The sequence below is a fragment of the Streptococcus parasuis genome (assembly GCF_021654455.1).
Classification (GTDB): domain Bacteria; phylum Bacillota; class Bacilli; order Lactobacillales; family Streptococcaceae; genus Streptococcus; species Streptococcus parasuis.
Genome location: NZ_AP024276.1, coordinates 655,246 through 674,262 on the forward strand (window position 1 = coordinate 655,246; position 19,017 = coordinate 674,262).

Here is a 19,017-nt window from a genome sequence, read left to right on the forward strand (position 1 = left end):
GTACCTCCTATAACTTTACCTTATCAGATTCGTGGTTGATGATCTTACTGAGGAATTGCTTAGCTCTTGGCTCGGTTGGGTTTTCAAAGAATCCATTGACATCGGTCGTGTCTACCAAAACCTCTCCCTCAGCCATAAAGATAATACGGTCAGCAACCTCACGTGCAAAGCCCATTTCATGCGTTACAACAATCATGTTCATCCCATCTCGCGCTAATTTTTGCATGACCGCTAAAACATCACCGATGGTTTCTGGATCGAGGGCAGAAGTTGGTTCATCAAACAACAAAAGTTCAGGTTGCATAGCCAATCCACGTGCAATTGCGACACGTTGTTTTTGTCCGCCAGATAGCATAGCAGGATAGGAATCTTTTCTATCCCAAAGGTTAACAAACTCGAGGTATTTTTGAGCAGTTTTTTCAGCAGTTGCCTTATCAATACCTAAGACCTTTGTCGGAGCTAGGGTAACATTTTCTAAAACTGTCTTGTGTGGATAGAGATTAAAATGCTGGAAGACCATGCCGACTTCTTTACGTAAGGCAACTAATTCTTTGATGGACGTAGAAGAAACATCATGACCATTTACGACCAATTGACCTTCATCAATTGCTTCTAAACCATTGATAGTTCGGATGAGGGTCGATTTTCCTGAACCAGATGGTCCGAGCAATACGACAACCTGTCCAGGTTCAAATTCCAAGTTTATATTGCGTAAGGCGTGGTAGTCGCCATAGTATTTATTTACATTTTTAAAATCAACTAATGCCATAAGTATCTCCTTCAAGAAAAAATAGGGTATTAGCATCATAGCATTGCAAACATTAAATGTCAAGTAAATTCAGACAATTTAATAAATGACATGTCATAAAACATAACATAAGATTATATGCATATCTTGTAAAATGAAATTTTTAAATAAGTTTGATATAATAGATAAAAGATTATAAAGGTAATAAAAAATGAAGAAAATTTTAATTGTTGATGATGAGAAACCAATCTCGGATATTATTAAATTCAATATGACACGTGAAGGATATGAGGTAGTCACTGCGTTTGATGGACGTGAGGCGCTTGATATTTTTGAAACAGAGTTTCCAGATATTGTTATTTTAGATTTAATGCTTCCAGAAATAGATGGATTAGAAGTAGCACGGACGATTCGAAAAACAAGTAATGTTCCTATTTTAATGTTGTCAGCTAAAGATAGTGAGTTTGATAAAGTTATTGGGCTTGAAATTGGTGCAGATGACTATGTGACAAAGCCATTCTCAAACCGTGAATTACAGGCGCGTGTTAAAGCTCTTCTTCGTCGAAGTGAATTGGCTGAGACGCAAGGAGCAGTTGAATCATCTGGTACTCCAGAATTGGTAATCGGTGATTTGGTCATTGTTCCAGATGCTTTTGTAGCTAAGAAACATGGAAAAGAACTTGAACTAACACACCGTGAATTTGAATTATTGTATCATTTGGCCAAGCACATTGGGCAAGTCATGACGCGAGAGCATCTACTTGAGACTGTTTGGGGATACGATTATTTTGGAGATGTACGTACTGTGGATGTGACAGTACGACGCTTGCGTGAAAAAATTGAAGACACTCCAAGTCGTCCGGAATATATCTTGACACGCAGGGGAGTAGGTTATTTTATAAAAGCTTATGATTAATCAATTACGCTATCTAATTACAACAGCTGAATTTTGGTTTGTTGTTATTTTGATTGGCTTTCTAATTGCGTTGACAGTATTGTTGATAGAAAACTATCGTGACAATAAACAGATACAATTACTCAATAAAAAGGTTGGCGCCTTGATAGATGGTAATTACTCTGATGTATTGGATTTGCGAGGAAGTCCAGAGATTACTGAAATGGCAAATTCACTGAATGATTTGTCAGAAGTAATCCGCTTAACGCACGATCATCTAGAACAAGAAAAAATCCGTCTCAGTTCCATTCTTTCCTACATGAGTGATGGAGTCATTGCTACAGATCGTATTGGCCGAATTATCATGGTCAATGATATGGCGCAGAAACAACTGGGGTTAAAAGATCATAAACAGGAGCAATATTTTTTACTTGATGTTCTAGAACTTGAAGACCAATATAGTCTGCGGGAGTTGTTATCCCAAACACCTGAAATCGTCTTAGAAAAAGTTAATGAGAATCAAGAATTTCTGACCTTGCGAGCTAATTTTGCAACGATTAGGAGCGAAAGTGGCCTCATATCAGGTTTGGTTGTTGTCCTACATGATATGACGGAGCAGGCCAAGGAGGAACGTGAGCGCAGACTGTTTGTTTCTAATGTCAGTCACGAATTGCGTACACCGTTGACTTCGGTTAAATCATATTTGGAAGCCTTGGATGAGGGAGCACTGACCGAATCGGTTGCCCCAAGTTTTGTCAAGGTATCCTTAGATGAAACCAACCGGATGATGCGGATGATTACAGATCTTTTAAGTTTATCTCGCATTGATAATCAGGTTGGAGAGATGGATGTAGAGCTAATCAACTTTACGGCTTTTGTCACTTTCATCTTGAATCGCTTTGATCAGATGAAGAATTCTGATGCTGGTAAGACCTACGCTATTATTCGTGATTACCAGATTAGTCCAATTTGGGTTGAAATTGATACCGATAAGATGACGCAGGTACTGGATAATATTTTGAATAATGCTATCAAGTATTCTCCAGATGGGGGAAATATTACCTTTAGTATGAAAACGACAGATAGTCAGCTAATTATTTCTATTTCAGATGAAGGTTTGGGAATTCCTAAAGCTGATTTGCCTAAAATATTTGATCGTTTCTATCGAGTAGATAAAGCGCGTTCGAGAGCCCAAGGTGGCACTGGTTTAGGTTTGGCGATTGCAAAAGAGATTGTAAAGCAACATAAAGGTTTCATTTGGGCTAAAAGTGAGTATGGACATGGTTCGACATTTACGATTGTCTTACCATATAGTAAGGATATTGCACTGGATGAGTGGGAAGAGGTTGCTGAGGAAGAATAGGAGAGTATGATCGGAACAGGTTTTAATTATAGTATTTTAGCATCCGGGTCTAGTGGAAATTGTTTTTATTTGGAAACGGATAAAAAGAAAATTTTAGTGGATGCAGGTTTATCGGGAAAAAAAATCACCAGTCTTTTGGCGGAAATTAATCGAAAGCCTGAGGATATTGATGCTATCCTGGTAACGCATGAACATAGCGATCACATCCATGGTATCGGTGTTTTAGCACGTAAGTATGGCATGGACATTTATGCCAATGAATTGACCTGGCAGGCTATGGAGAGCAAATTGGGCAAGATTGATGTGGCTCAAAAACATATCTTCGAATTGGGTGCTATGAAGACTTTTGGAGACTTGGATGTTGAGTCATTTGGTGTCAGTCATGATGCTGCTTGTCCGCAGTTCTACCGCTTTATGAAGGATGATAAATCCTTTGTTATGTTGACGGATACTGGTTATGTCAGTGACCGAATGGTGGGTATTGTGGAAAATGCAGATGCCTATTTGATTGAATCCAATCATGATGTTGAAATCCTGCGTTCGGGGTCCTATTCTTGGAATTTGAAGCAACGGATTTTGTCGGATAAAGGGCATCTTTGTAACGAAGATGGTGCAGATGCCATGATTCGTTCGCTCGGAAATCGGACCAAGAAGATTTACCTAGGGCATTTGTCAAAGGAAAATAATATCAAGGAACTGGCACATATGACTATGGTTAACCAATTGGCACAAGCTGATTTAGGTGTTGGTACAGATTTTCAAATTTATGATACTTCGCCAGATACGGCGACTGTCTTGACCAAGATTTGATAGATAGAAAGATCCGTAAAAGGTCGTGTTCGCACGGCTTTTTTGTTTTTTTGCTATGAAGTGTCAGAAGGAAAAAATGCAAGAGTTCGCTTTATTCTTTCAAATTTATTCACTGTTACTAGTAGGATTGAAAAGACTTATTATTGGAGACGATTTTATTGTGGAGGAACATTATTGTATGGAGAAAATATTTCTTGAAAGGGAGGCTAAGGCTAAAAATTATGATTTGCCTGTGGTATAATAAGAAGAATATTTCTAGAACGAGGTTTGTCTTTTGAAAAAAAAGAATCATCAATCAACTGGTAATGCAAGAAATATGATTCCAATTCGATTAAATATTTTATTTGGAGTCGTCATTTTATTATTTACAGTGCTGATTGTCCGGTTGGCAGATATGCAGATTGTGAATCATGATTTTTATAGTAATAAATTAGCAACTGCTAGTCAGAAAGTAGTCACTAAAAGTTCTGTTCGAGGACTGATTTACGATGCTAAAGGAAAGCCTTTGGTTGAAAATCAGATACAACAAGTAGTGTCCTTTACGCGCTCTAATAAAATGACTGCTGAGGAAATGAAGCAGGTTGCTAAAAATTTACTTCAATGGGTCACAGTTTCGGATGTCAGTGTTTCAGATCGGGATAAAGCTGACTACTATTTGGCAGATCAAGCAGTCTACCAGGAAGTGGTGAATAAACTTCCTAAAGAGCAGCGATTTGATGCAGATGGCAATTATTTAAGTGAATCAGAAATCTATACAAATGCTGTTGCTAGTTTAACGCCTGAACAGTTAAACTACTCTGATGAAGAGTTGAAAGCAATTGAACTATTTACGCAGATGAATGCTGCATCTTATTTTGAGACAGTCAATCTTGTCACAGACAGCCTTGCCGCTGAGCAGGTGGCTTTGATTGTAGCGAATTCTGATCAACTTGAAGGAATCTCAACTACAAATAACTGGCAACGGAGTATTCTAGATACTTCACTTAGCTCAATTATTGGTACTGTAACAAGCGAACAAGCAGGTTTACCAGCTGAGGATGCCGATTATTATTTGTCAAAAGGGTATTCTGCGAATGACCGTGTGGGGACTGCCTATCTTGAAAAACAATACGAAGAAGTCTTGCAAGGTCAACGAGAGAAGAAAGAAATTAATTTAGACAGAAATGGTAACGTTGAAAGTATTGAGACTGTTCAAGAAGGACAACAGGGAAACAATATTAAGTTGACCATTGACTTGGCCTTTCAAGATGGCGTCAATGCGATTCTAAAAAAATATTTTGAGAGTGAGTTGTCAACGGGAAGTGCACTGTATTCGGAAGGTGTTTATGCAGTTGCATTAAATCCTTCTACAGGTGCAGTGCTTGCTATGTCTGGTTATAGTCATGAAAAAGGCTCAAGTACCATTAACGAAGATGCTCTTGGAACGATTACGAGTGTCTTTACACCTGGTTCAATTGTCAAAGGTGCTACAATTAGTTCTGGATGGGAAAATGGGGTTATCAGTGGCAACCAAGTACAATTAGATGAGCCAATATATTTTGCAGGTTCAGCTCCGATTACATCTTGGTACGGTGCTTACGGTAGTTTTAATATTGATGCAACTCAGGCTTTAGAGTATTCATCAAACGTTTATATGGTTAAGATTGCCTTAGGACTACTTGGGCAAACCTATTCTGCAAATATGTATTTGAATGATGGGGAAACTTTGACAAATGCCATGACAAAACTGCGGTCAACATTTGCAGAATATGGTCTTGGTGCTTCTACAGGGATTGATCTTCCACTTGAATCCACTGGTTTTTTACCTGATGAATATAGCACAGCGAACTTCATTACCAACGCATTTGGTCAGTTCGACAACTATACACCAATGCAAATGGCACAGTATGTGGCAACAGTTGCCAATAAAGGAACTCGCATTTCACCACATTTGGTTGAAGGGATTTATGGCAATACGGACCAAGGTGGGCTTGGAGACCTGATTGAACCCGTTTCAGGAAAAGAGTTAAATCAGGTAAATATCTCTGAGGACGAAATGGCCATTCTTCGACAAGGGTTTTATCAAGTGGTAAATGGAAATGGTCAATTTAATACAGGTAGTGCAATTGGGCAAGGAGCAAGTGTGACAATCAGTGCGAAAACTGGTACGGCAGAAACTTATACAACAACTCCTTCAGGTGAAGTCGTAACAGCAGTAAATACAAACGTAGTGGCCTATGCACCGAGTGACAATCCCCAAATTGCTGTTTCGGTGGTGCTACCAAACTTAACAAATCAATCATCTATGACAACAAAAACGATTATGCGTGAAATAATCAACTTATACCAATCAATGTATCCCATGAACTAAGGAGGCCTATGCTCTACCCAACACCCATTGCAAAGCTAATTGATAGTTATTCTAAATTACCCGGTATTGGTATCAAAACTGCCACTCGTCTAGCATTTTATACAATTGGTATGGAGGATGATGTCGTTAATGAATTCGCCAAAAATTTATTGGCAGCCAAGCGAGATTTATCTTATTGCTCGATTTGTGGTAATCTGACGGACCAAGACCCTTGTGCTATTTGTCAGGACTCAACGAGAGATCAATCTACAATTTTGATTGTAGAGGATAGTCGGGATGTTACAGCTTTGGAAAATATTCAAGAATACCACGGTCTTTATCATGTCTTGCATGGTTTGATCTCGCCAATGAATGGTATCGGACCAGATGATATTAATTTGAAAACCCTCCTCACTCGTCTGATGGACAATGAGGTTACAGAAGTTATTGTGGCGACCAATGCAACAGCAGATGGAGAAGCTACATCTATGTATATCTCACGTGTCCTCAAACCTGCGGGAATCAAAGTAACCCGACTAGCTCGTGGCTTAGCGGTAGGCAGTGATATTGAATATGCCGATGAAGTTACTCTACTGCGAGCAATTGAAAATCGAACAGAGTTGTAGACAAATGGCTGGTTGACTCATAATCATTCGAATTTACCTTAGGTCAATTTCGAGTGGTTAAAATATGCTATACTAATAGAGAAACTATTGACACAGGAAGGATAGAATATGTCAAAAGAAACCTTGATTTTACTTTATGGTGGACGTTCAGCAGAACGTGAAGTATCTGTTTTATCTGCAGAAAGCGTTATGCGCGCCATCAATTATGATAAATTTTTTGTCAAAACCTATTTCATTAGCCAGACAGGGGACTTTATTAAGACGCAAGAGTTTTCTCAAAAACCGTCTGCTGATGAAAAACTCATGACAAATGCGACAATTGTTGAAGAACAAAAAATCCGTCCGAGCGATATCTATGAAGAAAAGGCAGTCGTTTTCCCTGTTCTTCATGGCCCAATGGGTGAAGACGGATCTATACAAGGATTCTTGGAAGTGCTTCGTATGCCGTATGTTGGTACCAATATTTTATCTTCTAGCGTTGCCATGGATAAGATTACAACCAAGCGCGTACTAGAATCTGCTGGTATTGCCCAAGTGCCTTATGTGGCGGTTATTGAGGGCGAAAATATCAACGATAAGATTGCAGAGATTGAAGGGAAATTGACTTATCCAGTCTTTGTAAAACCAGCTAATATGGGGTCAAGTGTTGGTATCTCAAAAGCTGAGGATTTAGCTGACTTGCGTAAGGCACTTGATCTGGCCTTCAAGTATGATAGCCGTGTCCTCGTTGAGCAGGGTGTCAACGCGCGTGAGATTGAGGTCGGTCTTTTGGGAAATGCTGACGTGAAAACGACACTTCCTGGTGAAGTAGTCAAAGACGTTGCCTTTTATGACTATGATGCCAAGTACATTGATAACAAAATCACAATGGATATCCCAGCCAAAATTGACGAATCAATTATGGATATCATGCGAGAAAATGCTGCCAAGGCCTTTCGTGCAATCGGTGGTTGTGGACTTTCTCGCTGTGATTTCTTCTTGACAGAAGACGGCGACATCTTCCTCAACGAGCTCAACACCATGCCAGGTTTTACCCAGTGGTCTATGTATCCACTCCTTTGGGATAATATGGGCCTAGCTTACCCAGACTTGATTGAAGAGCTTGTTCGTTTGGCTAAGGAAATGTTTGAGAAACGCGAAAGTCACCTCATTTAATTATTATCAAGATTGGAATCATTCCAATCTTTTTTCTTGCAAAGGTTTGCAAAAAGGAATAAAATGGAACAAGTCCTGGAGGTGTTTATGTATCAAACGACAGTAAAAGGGGAAGGTCTGTTTCAGGCTCTTTCTCAAGGTTATGGCGAACCGGTTCGTACCTTTGGGGTAACGGAGAAGGGTGAGACTCCGGTTAGTCTAGTTAATATTGGCTTAGCTGCCTGTATCACCATGTGTGTGCAGGGCTACTATGCCAGCCAAGAAGGCAATAAAACCATGCCTGTTCAGGTGGAGAGTCGTTTGGATAATGAGCACATTGAAGTGTTGATTGGAATCGGAGAGGAGGTTTCTTCGGAAAAGCAGGAAAAGATTCTTGCATACGTTGAACAAAAGTGTAAAGTTAAAGCTTTTTTAAAAGAAAGTATTATATTTGAGACAAATTTTTATGTCTTAGAAAGTGTGGAGTAGATGTTTTTAGCAATTGAAGAAATGCGACAAAATAAGTTGCGTTACGGCTTGATTTTAGGTTTGTTAATCCTGATTTCCTACTTGGTCTTTTTCCTGACAGGTTTGGCTTATGGTCTCATGCAGGAAAATAGAACAGCAGTTGATAAATGGCAGGCAGATTATGTCTTGCTTAATTCAGAAAGCAATCGCCTGATTACAGCCTCCAAAATTGATATAGCCTTACTCAATCAGGTGGATGCTAGTGACAAGGCCTTGATTCGCCAACAAGCTGGAGTTGCTTATGTGGATGAAAATGCCACCTCAGACGAAAAAGAAAAGGTAAACATCTTTGCCGTTGAATCAGATAGTTTTATCGTGCCGAATATTGTAGAAGGTCGTTTGTATGAAAAAACGGGAGAAGTCCTTGTAGACAAAACCTTGTCAGAGGTAGAAGGTTTTGGGCTTGGAGATCAAATCTATCTATCAGGTTCTGATGAAAAAGTGACTATTGTTGGGTATACAGATAATGCCTACTTTGGAGTGGCGCCTGTTGTATATATGGACTTTACGGCATTTGCAGAATTGATGCAGGCTGATAAACAACAAGCTGCAACGAGTAATCTTGCCAGTGCCATTGTCGTTCGTGGAGATGTCGCTTCTCTACCAGATGAGCTGGAAAAAGTTGCCATTGCAGACTTTATTGAAAATCTACCAGGATATAAGGCACAAAATATGACCTTTGGCTTTATGATAGGATTCTTGATTGTCATATCAGCCATTGTTATTGGTATTTTTATCTTTGTTTTGACAACACAGAAATCTCCGATTTTTGGCTTGATGAAAATTCAAGGTCTTTCAAATGGCTATATTTCAGGTTCTGTATTGGCGCAAACCTTCCTACTTGCTGGTGTGGGAACAGTCCTTGGATTGGCTGGGACTTATTTGTCATCCCTTGTCTTGCCAAGTGCTGTTCCATTTGAGAATAACTGGACCTTCTATATTGCAATCGGTTTGGCTCTGGTTGTGTTTGCCCTATTGGGTGCTAGTTTCTCTGTACGTTCTATCTTTAAGGTAGATCCATTACGAAATTTATCTTAGGAGGTTGTTATGAAAACACTTATTTTTGAAAATATTAGTAAGACCTTCCAAGATGGCAGTCAAACCATTACGGCTCTTAAATCAACAAATTTTAGCATTGAAGAAGGCGAATTTGTCGCTATTATCGGACCGTCTGGGTCTGGGAAGTCAACATTTTTGACCTTGGCAGGTGGTTTACAAACACCTACAACGGGTCGTGTTTTAATCAATCAATCGGACTATTCTGATTTACCTGAGAAAAAACGTGCCAAATTGCGCTATAAGGACATAGGTTTTGTCTTGCAGGCTTCCAATTTGATTCCATTTCTAACAGTCGAAAAACAATTAACCTTGGTTGATAAGGTCAATAAGAAAGCTGATCCGAGCAAGCGAAACGAACTCCTATCTGAATTGGGTGTGGACCATCTCAAAAACAAGTTCCCTAAGGATTTGTCAGGCGGAGAACGGCAGCGTGTAGCTATTGCCCGTGCACTTTATAACGATCCAGCCTTGATTCTAGCTGATGAACCGACAGCCAGTCTAGATAGTAATCGCGCTTTTGAAGTGGTTGAGTTATTAGCTAAGGAAGCCAAAGAGCGGAACAAATCCATCATCATGGTAACACATGACCAGCGCATGATTGAAAAATGCGACAAGGTTTACGAGATGAAAGATGGTGTCCTCACTCAAGTTCGGTAAAAAGTGGTATAATAGAAAGAGCGAAAGCTCTTTTTTAGTTTATTGGAGAAAACAATGAAATTAACCCTACACGAAGTCGCTCAGGTCTTGGGCGCAAAAAATGAAATTAGTCTTTATCCCGATACAGCACTCAACAAGGTGGAGTTCGACAGTCGCCTGATTACAGAAGGGGATCTTTTTGTTCCCCTCAAGGGAGCGCGTGACGGTCATGACTTTATTCCTGTGGCTTTTGAAAATGGCTGCGCAGTAACCCTTTCGGAAGTCAGCCTTGATGTTCCTCACATCCTAGTAGATGACTGCTTGGCTGCGCTTCAACAATTAGCGGCCTACTACCTAGAGAAAATAGGGGTAGAAGTCATTGCTGTGACAGGCTCAAACGGTAAAACAACCACCAAGGATATGATTCATGATATCCTTGCAACTACATACAAGACTTACAAAACACAAGGCAACTATAACAACGAAATCGGTCTGCCATACACCGTCCTCCACATGCCTGATGATACAGAAAAACTGGTTTTGGAAATGGGCCAAGACCACTTGGGTGACATTCATCTCCTATCTGAAATTGCCAAACCAAGTCTGTCGGTTATTACTCTATTTGGCGAAGCCCATTTGGAATTTTTCGGCTCACGAGAAGAGATTGCCAAAGGAAAATTACAGATTGCAGATGGAATGACAGCAGGAAGTAAATTGCTGATCCCTGCAGATCCGATTGCGGATAAGCTCTTGCCGAGCCATGTAGACCTCATTCGTTTCGGTGAGCAGGCTGATTTGCAGGTGACTAGTCTGGTCGAGTCAAAAGATAGCCTGACCTTCACCGTCAATTTTATGGACGGCGATATTTTCCTCCCAGTAACGGGTAAGTACAATGCCACTAATGCCATGGTAGCAAGCTACGTAGGTAAGGCTTTGGGTGTGCCAGATGAGGCAATCAAGTCAGCCCTAGCTGGTCTGAACTTGACCCGCAACCGCACCGAGTGGAAGAAGGCAGCAAACGGAGCAGATATTCTCAGCGATGTCTACAATGCCAACCCAACCGCTATGCGTTTGATTTTGGAAACCTTCACTAGCATTCCAGCCAATGAAGGTGGCAAGAAAATAGCCGTTTTGGCAGATATGAAAGAACTGGGGAGCCAGTCCGTCGATCTCCACAATCAGATGATTTTGAGCCTGTCGCCTGATGTGCTAGACACCGTCATTTTCTACGGTCAGGATATTGAAGGTCTGGCCCAGTTGGCTAGTCAGATGTTCCCAATTGGAAAAGTCTATTTCTTTAAGAAAAATGCGGAAGAAGACCAATTTGAAGACCTGGTCAAACAGGTTCAGTTAGTTTTAGGGGCCAATGATCAAATATTGCTCAAGGGTTCTAACTCAATGCAGCTAGCTAAAGTCCTTGATATTTTAGAACATGAGAAATGAGAGTTGATACCTCTCATTTTTTAGTTATCCTTGTCAATTCTTGACAAATTTGATATACTGGTCAGATAGTAGATAGGAGGGACAATATGACAGAATTCTTTACCAATCATATTTCACAAGGCCCTGATTTATCGAGTTTTGAGCAAATGGGCTTCATTCTACTTTTACTATGTTTTCTATTTTTAAGTTTGAAATTCTATCAGAAAAGATGGTTTAGAGGCTTGTTTTACATTCTTCTAGCCATTCAAGTTGTTAGTCTATATACCTGGTATATCGTGCAGTCTATTCCCTTATTTGAAAGTCTTCCCTTTTATCATTGTCGTCTGGCTATTTTGGTTCTTTTGTTTGGAAAACCGGGAGCAATCAAGCGTTATTTTGCTTATTTAGGGCTGTTTGGCTCAGTACTAGCATTTTTACATCCAGTATTTGACCCATACCCTTTTCCTCATCTTACTTTTTTCACCTATGTGGTTGGACATTATGCTTTGGCTGTCAATGCCTTGGTATATTTGCTGGGTGAGCAGTCCTTTGAAAAACTTTCTCTGAAACAGATCCTTTCTTGGACATTGCTGATGAATAGTGTGATTTTTATGGTCAATATATTCACAGGAGGAAACTATGGTTTTCTAAGTCACTTGCCCCTAGTTAATAGCCAGAAAGCTAGTCTGAACTTTTTTGTTGTAAACTTGGGTTTGGTGCTAGCTATTGAAATGACCCAAGTGGCTTTTCTGTCTTATTGGAAGAAACATGAAGTTTTTATCTTACAAGAATGATTTTCCAAGTGTTTGAAAAATTCCAATATTTCCGATATAATAAGAGAGTTGCAGTAGTTGCTCTCTTTTTTTGTACTCTTTTGATTTGGTAGGAAAAAGAAGAAGTCAGCTCTGCTATGGACCAAAGAAAAAGGAATCAATATCATGTCACTACAAGAAGAAATCAAGAAACGTCGCACTTTTGCAATCATCTCTCACCCGGACGCGGGTAAGACTACGATTACAGAGCAGCTGCTCTATTTTGGGGGCGAGATTCGTGAGGCTGGGACGGTCAAGGGGAAAAAGACTGGTAACTTTGCCAAGTCGGACTGGATGGATATTGAGAAGCAACGTGGTATCTCTGTTACCTCATCTGTCATGCAGTTTGACTATGCAGGCAAGCGGGTCAATATCCTAGATACGCCAGGACACGAGGACTTCTCTGAGGATACCTATCGGACCTTGATGGCGGTCGATGCGGCTGTCATGGTGGTGGACTCTGCCAAGGGTATCGAGGCCCAGACCAAAAAGCTTTTTGAGGTTGTGAAACATCGCAATATTCCCGTTTTCACCTTTATCAACAAGTTGGACCGTGACGGTCGTGAGCCACTTGATTTGCTACAGGAGTTGGAAGAAGTTTTGGGTATTGCCAGCTATCCGATGAACTGGCCGATTGGTATGGGGAAATCCTTCGAGGGACTTTATGACCTTCATAACAAGCGCTTGGAACTCTACCGAGGTGATGAGCGATTTGCAAGTTTGGACGAGGGTGACAAGCTCTTTGGTTCTAACCCCTTTTATGCACAAGTTCTAGATGATATTGAACTTTTGGCGGAAGCTGGGAATGAATTTTCAGAACATGCGATTTTGGACGGCGATTTGACACCTGTCTTCTTCGGTTCAGCCCTGACAAACTTTGGTGTGCAGACCTTCCTTGATACCTTCTTGGAATTTGCTCCAGAGCCACATGGACACAAAACGACAACTGGTGATGTCATTGATCCACTCAACAAAGACTTTTCAGGCTTTGTTTTCAAAATCCAAGCTAACATGGACCCTCGTCACCGTGACCGTATCGCCTTTGTCCGTGTGGTTTCAGGCGAATTTGAACGTGGTATGGCGGTTAACCTGCCTCGTACAGGCAAGGGGGCTAAGTTGTCCAATGTGACGCAGTTCATGGCCGAGTCCCGTGAGAATGTGGAAAATGCAGTAGCGGGTGACATTATCGGGGTTTACGATACCGGAACCTACCAGGTAGGCGATACCTTGACCGTAGGCAAGAACAAGTTTGAATTCGAACCGCTACCAACCTTCACCCCGGAAATTTTCATGAAAGTGTCTGCTAAAAATGTCATGAAACAAAAATCTTTCCACAAGGGAATCGAGCAACTGGTGCAAGAAGGAGCTATCCAGCTCTACCAAAACTACCAGACTGGCGAGTATATGCTGGGGGCCGTAGGTCAGCTCCAGTTTGAAGTTTTCAAACACCGCATGGAAGGTGAGTACAATGCTGAGGTAGTTATGACCCCAATGGGCAAAAAGACTGTCCGTTGGATCAAGCCAGAAGACCTGGATGAACGCATGTCATCAAGCCGCAACATCCTAGCCAAGGACCGCTTTGACCAACCAGTCTTCCTCTTTGAAAACGACTTCGCCCTCCGCTGGTTTGCTGACAAATATCCTGATGTGGAGTTGGAAGAGAAGATGTAACAACAGTCCGGGGGACTGTTGTTAGTTGGAGATGAGAGCCGACGGGAGTCGGCTTACCAATGCCTAAGGTTCAGTGGAGTGAAACAGTTCGGGGATACGAATAGTCCAGTGGACTATTCGTACCTGAGCCTAAAAATAAGGGGGCGAAGTATTTCAGCTGGTCACCTTAAAACGAAAAAGTGACCATAGAAACCCGAGCCTAGATATAGGGAAGCGAGGTTAAGGCTGGAGATGAGAGCCGACAGCAGTCGGCTTACCTAATTTCGAACTTTCGCGTTTATATAGAACTAGTTTACTATATATGATGGCAAAAACTTCCTAGAGGTTTTTGCTTTTTTTATTACCAGTTTTTAGGTAAAATAGATAAAAATCAACAAAGGAGTCAAATAATGGGACTATTTTCAGGTTTGCTTGGTAATGCTTCGCAATTAAATAATGACAAAATTGAGCAGGAATTAGAACATGTATTGTTGGACAATGAACAGGTTGAGATGGCTTTCAGCTTGGTTCGTTACTTGATTGTGTTTACGGAATATCGTTTAATTTTGGTGGATAAACAAGGAGTGACTGGGAAGAAAGTATCCTATAAGTCTATTCCTTATCGCTCTATTTCGCGCTTTACAGTAGAAACATCAGGACATTTTGATTTGGATGCCGAGCTCAAAATTTGGATTTCTTCGGCTACAGAACCTGCTGAAATTCTTCAATTTAAGAGTGATAAGAGTGTGATTGCCATTCAAAAAGCTTTGGCTACCGCAGTTTTAGTAAAATAAAGAACACTCAAAAATGTAAGAGATAACTTTTAGTTTTTGAGAATTGTGGATATTCAAAAAATTTACCAAGATAAAGTGTAAAAAGCAGAGATTGGAAATCTGCTTTTTTTCATGAAAACGTATTATTTTTATTTTCAAAGTATTTACTAACGATTATTCCTAGATTGTGTTATACTAGGTAAGTTGCAAGTCTGATACTGGTTAGTTCGCTGCCAGTGGAAATAATTGTTACAAATAACGTGAGATAAGGTAGCTTCGCACTGCCTTTTAGAAAAGAGAAAACATTGAAATTTACCGAATTAAACTTATCCGAAGATATTTTACTTGCTGTTGAGAGAGCAGGTTTCGAAACGCCATCACCAATCCAAGAGCAAACGATTCCGCTTGCTTTGGAGGGAAAAGATGTGATTGGTCAAGCCCAGACAGGTACGGGAAAAACGGCAGCCTTTGGGCTGCCGACTCTAAATAAAATCGACACAAGTAATCCAACTGTTCAAGCTTTAGTTATTGCTCCTACGCGGGAATTGGCAGTTCAAAGTCAGGAAGAGTTATTCAAATTTGGTCGTGATAAAGGCGTAAAAGTTCGCTCGGTTTACGGTGGTTCTAGTATTGAAAAGCAAATAAAGGCTCTTCGATCAGGTGCCCACATAGTTGTCGGTACACCAGGACGTCTATTAGATTTAATTAAACGTAAAGCTTTACGTTTGGATGGAGTTGAAACTCTTATTCTTGATGAAGCTGACGAAATGCTCAACATGGGTTTCTTAGATGATATTGAAGCAATCATCGAACGTGTACCTGTGAGTCGCCAAACACTTCTATTTTCTGCAACTATGCCTGAACCAATTAAGCGCATTGGTGTCAAGTTCATGAAAGAACCTGAGCACGTTAAGATTGCAGCCAAGGAATTGACCAATGTCAACGTTGAACAGTACTTTATTCGTGTTAAAGAGCATGAAAAGTTTGATACGATGACACGTTTGATGGACGTTGACCAGCCAGAATTGTCTATCGTCTTCGGTCGTACTAAGCGCCGTGTTGATGAATTGACTCGTGGTTTGAAACTGCGTGGCTTCCGTGCTGAAGGTATTCATGGTGATTTGGACCAGAATAAACGTCTCCGTGTCATTCGTGATTTTAAAAATGACCAGATTGATGTCCTTGTTGCGACGGACGTTGCGGCCCGTGGTTTGGATATTTCAGGTGTAACCCATGTCTATAATTACGATATTCCACAGGATCCAGAAAGTTATGTTCACCGTATCGGTCGTACAGGTCGTGCGGGTCAATCAGGTCAGTCTATTACCTTTGTATCTCCAAATGAGATGGGTTACTTGGCCATCATCGAAGATTTGACCAAGAAACGCATGAAAGGTCTCAAGCCTGCGACTGCACAAGAAGCTTTTGAAGCTAAGAAAAAAATTGCTTTGAAAAAGATTGAACGTGATATGGCTGACGACACCATCCGTAGCAATTTTGACAAGTTCAAGAAAGATGCCATCCAGTTAGCGGCTGAATTTACCCCTGAAGAATTAGCACTTTATGTATTAACTTTGACTGTTCAAGATCCAGAAAGTTTGCCAGAGGTAGAAATTGCGCGTGAAAAACCATTGCCATTCAAGTTTGGACCTGGTCAAGCTAAGGGCAAAGGTGGACGCGGTGGTCGCGACCGTGACCGTGGAGGTCGTCGTGATGGAGACCGCAATCGTGATCGTGGAGGACGCCGTGGTGACCGCACTGACCGCGACCGTCGTGATGACAAGTTTAAACGCGACAACCGCCGTCAGGATAACAAAAAACCACACCAACGCACATCAAGTGAAAAGAAAACAGGCTTTGTTATCCGCAATAAGGGTGAGAGATAAAGTTAAAACTGCTTCATAATTGGAGCAGTTTTTGTTATACTAATTGTAGTAAAACAGGAGGGTTGATCATGGGTATTTTGACCATGGGTAGAGCCTTTGTATTCTAAAAAACAATACAAAGGAGAGAGACATGATTACTTACAAACAAAATCCTCAACTTGATTTTCAAGCTGTCCTAGACCTCTATGCTTCTGTGGGTTGGACAGGCTATACTAGCCATCCAGAAATGCTAGAGAAGGCCTTGGAACATAGTCTGCTCGTTCTTGCTGCCGTTGACGGTGACCGTCTAGTTGGTCTTTTGCGGGCGGTTGGTGATGGTTACTCTATCATCTTCATTCAGGATATTTTGGTCCTCCCCGCCTATCAGCGTCAGGGAATTGGTCGAAATCTTTTAGAGCAAGCCATTACATATTTTCCAGGTATTTATCAGCTTCATCTTTTGACGGATAATACTGAGAAAACAAGGTCATTCTATGAAGCACTCGGTTTTACGGCTGTTGATAGTTTAGGCTGTGTTGCTTATACTTATTTAAAATAAGAAACAAATAAGAAAAGCAGAGGCTGGTTGACCAGCCTCTGCTTTGAGCAGATGATTTGAATTTCAAATTAAAAAGAGTAGAATATATTTATCAATAATTAGTAACAAAGGAGATGAACAATGGCAACTGTATTAATTGTAAAGGCCCACCCCCTTGACCCACAAAAGTCCTATGCTTTGAGGGTATTGAAAGAATTTGAAACTCGATACGCCAGTTTGCATCCAGAAGATCGGATTGAAATAGTAGATGTTTTTGAAGACCAGATTCCTGCCCTAGATAAACCTTTGTTGGAAGCGATGGCAGCTGCAAAGAAGGGGGAGGAGATTGCATCTGAACAAGTCGAGCGGTTGGAACGGTATAATGCTTTTACTCAGCAGTTTTTGTCGGCGGATAAGATTGTGGTCGTCAATCCCCTATGGAACCTCAATGTGCCAAGTCAATTAGTGTCATGGATTAATACCATTAACGTTGCAGGACTGACATTCAAGTATGGACCTGAGGGGTCTATCGGTCTGGTCAAGGGCAAAAAGCTCCTGCACATCCAGTCCAATGGTGGTGTTTATGCAGGTCAGGATCCAGCTGCCCAGTACATCAAGTCTATCTTTGAATTTTTAGGTTTTGAAGATATTCATCAGGTCTTTATCGAAGGGCAATCTGCCGATCCAAGTCAGGCTCAAGCGATATTTGAAGAAGCTATGGGGAAAATTGATAATATTTTACTAGATTTCTAATAAAAAATAGCCACGCTTCATTTGGAGCATGGCTTTTTTTGCATTTCTGCAATATAATTTAACTTGCTCTGCCGGCTACGTTTTTTAAACAAGGCTTCGGCAGACATGGCTTCCTGCTTACTGGCAAAAGCTTCTTGATAGAGTAGGCTGACAGGCAAGCGTCCGCGGGTGTATTTGGCCCCTTTCCCACGATTATGGGTAGCAAGCCGCTTCTCCACATCAGTCGTATAGCCAGTATAAAGACTCCCATCGGCACATTCCAGCACATAAAAGTAGGCTTTATTTTCCATAATAAATCTCATGAATAGCAGGAGTATAGTCGCCGTTTTCCTCGTGAACAACCAGAGGTGGCAGGATATGTAATCCATCTACAGAACCATCTTTGATAGCCTCAATCAGTAACATATTCGCTTCCTTACTGGCCTTGGGATAGACAAACTGGATGCGTTTGGGAGCCAGTTTGTAGGTACGTAGCTTATCTAAAATATCCAAAAATCGGTCGGGCCTGTGGACCATGGCCAAGCGACCATTGGATTTGAGTACTTGTTGTGCTACCTGGCAAATACTGTCTAGGTTGGTTGCAATCTCGTGTCTGGCTAAAAGGTAATGCTCGCTTTCATTGAGATTAGAAGATTCATCTACTTTAAAGTAAGGAGGATTGCAGAGCATTAAATCAACTTTTGATCGTAAATCATATTGAGGTAAGTTTGCCAAATCATCATTGATAACCGAGACCTGTTCCTCCAAACCATTGAGTTCGATGGATCGCCGGTTCATGTCCGCTAAGCGTTCCTGTAATTCAACCTGGACAATCTGAGCCTTTGTACGTGTGGAGGCAAAGAGGCCCACCGCCCCATTTCCGCTACAAAGGTCGACAATCAATCCTTTTTTAGCTGGCATTTTCGGAAAACGCGATAGGAGGACGCTATCAACTGAATAACTAAAAACTTCCCGATTCTGAATAATTTGAACATCTGTTGAGAAGAGCTGGTCAATCCGCTCCCCTTCTTGTAATTCTATTTTATGCATATGATAATTATAGCATATTGTAAGAACAGAACTTCAGATTTTTTTTG

Annotated in this window: 19 protein-coding genes; 16 read left to right on the top strand and 3 right to left on the bottom strand. The window is 40.9% G+C overall.

Annotation, left to right across the window (positions count from 1 at the left end; all coding sequences use genetic code 11):
• Nucleotides 1–7 precede the first annotated feature (7 nt).
• The gene (locus L6410_RS03295; RefSeq protein WP_237396011.1) at nt 8–769 is read right to left on the bottom strand and encodes an amino acid ABC transporter ATP-binding protein; all 762 of its coding nucleotides are present in this window, start codon (nt 767–769) and stop codon (nt 8–10) included.
• Nucleotides 770–959: 190 nt separating this feature from the next.
• On the opposite strand from L6410_RS03295, the gene yycF reads away from it, so the two are divergent.
• From yycF to L6410_RS03375, 16 genes are all read left to right on the top strand, one after another.
• Nucleotides 960–1,664, top strand: coding sequence for a response regulator YycF (gene yycF / locus L6410_RS03300; protein ID WP_024396182.1), 705 nt, complete (start codon nt 960–962; stop codon nt 1,662–1,664).
• The gene (gene vicK, locus L6410_RS03305; RefSeq protein WP_024391261.1) at nt 1,657–3,006 is read left to right on the top strand and encodes a cell wall metabolism sensor histidine kinase VicK; all 1,350 of its coding nucleotides are present in this window, start codon (nt 1,657–1,659) and stop codon (nt 3,004–3,006) included. The genes yycF and vicK overlap by 8 nt, the downstream gene beginning before the upstream one ends.
• A 6-nt stretch (nt 3,007–3,012) precedes the next feature.
• Complete coding sequence (locus tag L6410_RS03310) at nt 3,013–3,816, top strand: MBL fold metallo-hydrolase (RefSeq protein ID WP_237396021.1); 804 nt, start codon at nt 3,013–3,015, stop codon at nt 3,814–3,816.
• A gap of 316 nt (nt 3,817–4,132) precedes the next feature.
• Nucleotides 4,133–6,166 carry a penicillin-binding protein PBP2B gene (gene pbp2b / locus L6410_RS03315; RefSeq protein WP_237396675.1) on the top strand — a complete coding sequence of 678 codons (2,034 nt, stop codon included), beginning with the start codon at nt 4,133–4,135 and terminating at the stop codon, nt 6,164–6,166.
• Nucleotides 6,167–6,174: 8 nt separating this feature from the next.
• Nucleotides 6,175–6,771, top strand: coding sequence for a recombination mediator RecR (gene recR, locus L6410_RS03320; protein ID WP_002935848.1), 597 nt, complete (start codon nt 6,175–6,177; stop codon nt 6,769–6,771).
• Between the two features lie 108 nt (nt 6,772–6,879).
• Complete coding sequence (locus L6410_RS03325) at nt 6,880–7,926, top strand: D-alanine--D-alanine ligase (RefSeq protein WP_237396024.1); 1,047 nt, start codon at nt 6,880–6,882, stop codon at nt 7,924–7,926.
• An 87-nt stretch (nt 7,927–8,013) separates the two neighbouring features.
• Entirely contained in the window at nt 8,014–8,394 is a 381-nt protein-coding gene (locus L6410_RS03330) for an OsmC family protein (RefSeq protein WP_237396026.1), read from the top strand.
• Nucleotides 8,395–9,471, top strand: coding sequence for an ABC transporter permease (locus tag L6410_RS03335; protein ID WP_237396035.1), 1,077 nt, complete (start codon nt 8,395–8,397; stop codon nt 9,469–9,471).
• Nucleotides 9,472–9,480: 9 nt separating this feature from the next.
• Nucleotides 9,481–10,149 carry an ABC transporter ATP-binding protein gene (locus L6410_RS03340; protein ID WP_044691987.1) on the top strand — a complete coding sequence of 223 codons (669 nt, stop codon included), beginning with the start codon at nt 9,481–9,483 and terminating at the stop codon, nt 10,147–10,149.
• Between the two features lie 54 nt (nt 10,150–10,203).
• Nucleotides 10,204–11,571: a UDP-N-acetylmuramoyl-tripeptide--D-alanyl-D-alanine ligase gene (locus L6410_RS03345; protein ID WP_237396044.1), complete on the top strand. Its 1,368-nt coding sequence runs from the start codon at nt 10,204–10,206 to the stop codon at nt 11,569–11,571.
• A gap of 86 nt (nt 11,572–11,657) precedes the next feature.
• The gene (locus L6410_RS03350) at nt 11,658–12,344 is read left to right on the top strand and encodes a YwaF family protein (RefSeq protein WP_024396191.1); all 687 of its coding nucleotides are present in this window, start codon (nt 11,658–11,660) and stop codon (nt 12,342–12,344) included.
• A gap of 144 nt (nt 12,345–12,488) precedes the next feature.
• The gene (locus L6410_RS03355) at nt 12,489–14,033 is read left to right on the top strand and encodes a peptide chain release factor 3 (protein WP_237396046.1); all 1,545 of its coding nucleotides are present in this window, start codon (nt 12,489–12,491) and stop codon (nt 14,031–14,033) included.
• A gap of 389 nt (nt 14,034–14,422) precedes the next feature.
• Entirely contained in the window at nt 14,423–14,806 is a 384-nt protein-coding gene (locus L6410_RS03360) for a PH domain-containing protein (RefSeq protein ID WP_237396048.1), read from the top strand.
• A 284-nt stretch (nt 14,807–15,090) separates the two neighbouring features.
• Nucleotides 15,091–16,671 carry a degradosome RNA helicase CshA gene (gene cshA / locus L6410_RS03365; RefSeq protein WP_024397276.1) on the top strand — a complete coding sequence of 527 codons (1,581 nt, stop codon included), beginning with the start codon at nt 15,091–15,093 and terminating at the stop codon, nt 16,669–16,671.
• Between the two features lie 130 nt (nt 16,672–16,801).
• The gene (locus L6410_RS03370) at nt 16,802–17,209 is read left to right on the top strand and encodes a GNAT family N-acetyltransferase (RefSeq protein ID WP_172040856.1); all 408 of its coding nucleotides are present in this window, start codon (nt 16,802–16,804) and stop codon (nt 17,207–17,209) included.
• 120 nt (nt 17,210–17,329) lie between these two features.
• The gene (locus tag L6410_RS03375; protein ID WP_172040854.1) at nt 17,330–17,941 is read left to right on the top strand and encodes an FMN-dependent NADH-azoreductase; all 612 of its coding nucleotides are present in this window, start codon (nt 17,330–17,332) and stop codon (nt 17,939–17,941) included.
• 17 nt (nt 17,942–17,958) lie between these two features.
• On the opposite strand, the gene L6410_RS03380 is transcribed toward L6410_RS03375, so the two are convergent.
• Both L6410_RS03380 and L6410_RS03385 read right to left on the bottom strand, forming a co-directional pair.
• Nucleotides 17,959–18,231, bottom strand: a complete 273-nt coding sequence (locus tag L6410_RS03380; protein WP_024397279.1) for a GIY-YIG nuclease family protein — start codon at nt 18,229–18,231, stop codon at nt 17,959–17,961.
• Nucleotides 18,221–18,970: a tRNA1(Val) (adenine(37)-N6)-methyltransferase gene (locus tag L6410_RS03385; RefSeq protein WP_024397280.1), complete on the bottom strand. Its 750-nt coding sequence runs from the start codon at nt 18,968–18,970 to the stop codon at nt 18,221–18,223. The genes L6410_RS03380 and L6410_RS03385 overlap by 11 nt, the downstream gene beginning before the upstream one ends.
• Between the last annotated feature and the right edge of the window lie 47 nt (nt 18,971–19,017).

Bases quoted from the DNA above. Each gene is read 5' to 3' on its own strand.
- recR (WP_002935848.1), top strand. From the start codon at position 6,175: ATGCTCTACCCAACACCCATTGCAAAGCTAATTGATAGTTATTCTAAA.
- L6410_RS03355 (WP_237396046.1), top strand. From the start codon at position 12,489: ATGTCACTACAAGAAGAAATCAAGAAACGTCGCACTTTTGCAATCATC.
- L6410_RS03340 (WP_044691987.1), top strand. From the start codon at position 9,481: ATGAAAACACTTATTTTTGAAAATATTAGTAAGACCTTCCAAGATGGC.
- L6410_RS03370 (WP_172040856.1), top strand. From the start codon at position 16,802: ATGATTACTTACAAACAAAATCCTCAACTTGATTTTCAAGCTGTCCTA.
- L6410_RS03375 (WP_172040854.1), top strand. From the start codon at position 17,330: ATGGCAACTGTATTAATTGTAAAGGCCCACCCCCTTGACCCACAAAAG.
- L6410_RS03330 (WP_237396026.1), top strand. From the start codon at position 8,014: ATGTATCAAACGACAGTAAAAGGGGAAGGTCTGTTTCAGGCTCTTTCT.
- L6410_RS03385 (WP_024397280.1), bottom strand. From the start codon at position 18,970: ATGCATAAAATAGAATTACAAGAAGGGGAGCGGATTGACCAGCTCTTC.
- vicK (WP_024391261.1), top strand. From the start codon at position 1,657: ATGATTAATCAATTACGCTATCTAATTACAACAGCTGAATTTTGGTTT.
- L6410_RS03335 (WP_237396035.1), top strand. From the start codon at position 8,395: ATGTTTTTAGCAATTGAAGAAATGCGACAAAATAAGTTGCGTTACGGC.
- yycF (WP_024396182.1), top strand. From the start codon at position 960: ATGAAGAAAATTTTAATTGTTGATGATGAGAAACCAATCTCGGATATT.
- L6410_RS03325 (WP_237396024.1), top strand. From the start codon at position 6,880: ATGTCAAAAGAAACCTTGATTTTACTTTATGGTGGACGTTCAGCAGAA.
- L6410_RS03380 (WP_024397279.1), bottom strand. From the start codon at position 18,231: ATGGAAAATAAAGCCTACTTTTATGTGCTGGAATGTGCCGATGGGAGT.
- L6410_RS03295 (WP_237396011.1), bottom strand. From the start codon at position 769: ATGGCATTAGTTGATTTTAAAAATGTAAATAAATACTATGGCGACTAC.
- L6410_RS03360 (WP_237396048.1), top strand. From the start codon at position 14,423: ATGGGACTATTTTCAGGTTTGCTTGGTAATGCTTCGCAATTAAATAAT.
- L6410_RS03350 (WP_024396191.1), top strand. From the start codon at position 11,658: ATGACAGAATTCTTTACCAATCATATTTCACAAGGCCCTGATTTATCG.
- L6410_RS03345 (WP_237396044.1), top strand. From the start codon at position 10,204: ATGAAATTAACCCTACACGAAGTCGCTCAGGTCTTGGGCGCAAAAAAT.
- pbp2b (WP_237396675.1), top strand. From the start codon at position 4,133: ATGATTCCAATTCGATTAAATATTTTATTTGGAGTCGTCATTTTATTA.
- L6410_RS03310 (WP_237396021.1), top strand. From the start codon at position 3,013: ATGATCGGAACAGGTTTTAATTATAGTATTTTAGCATCCGGGTCTAGT.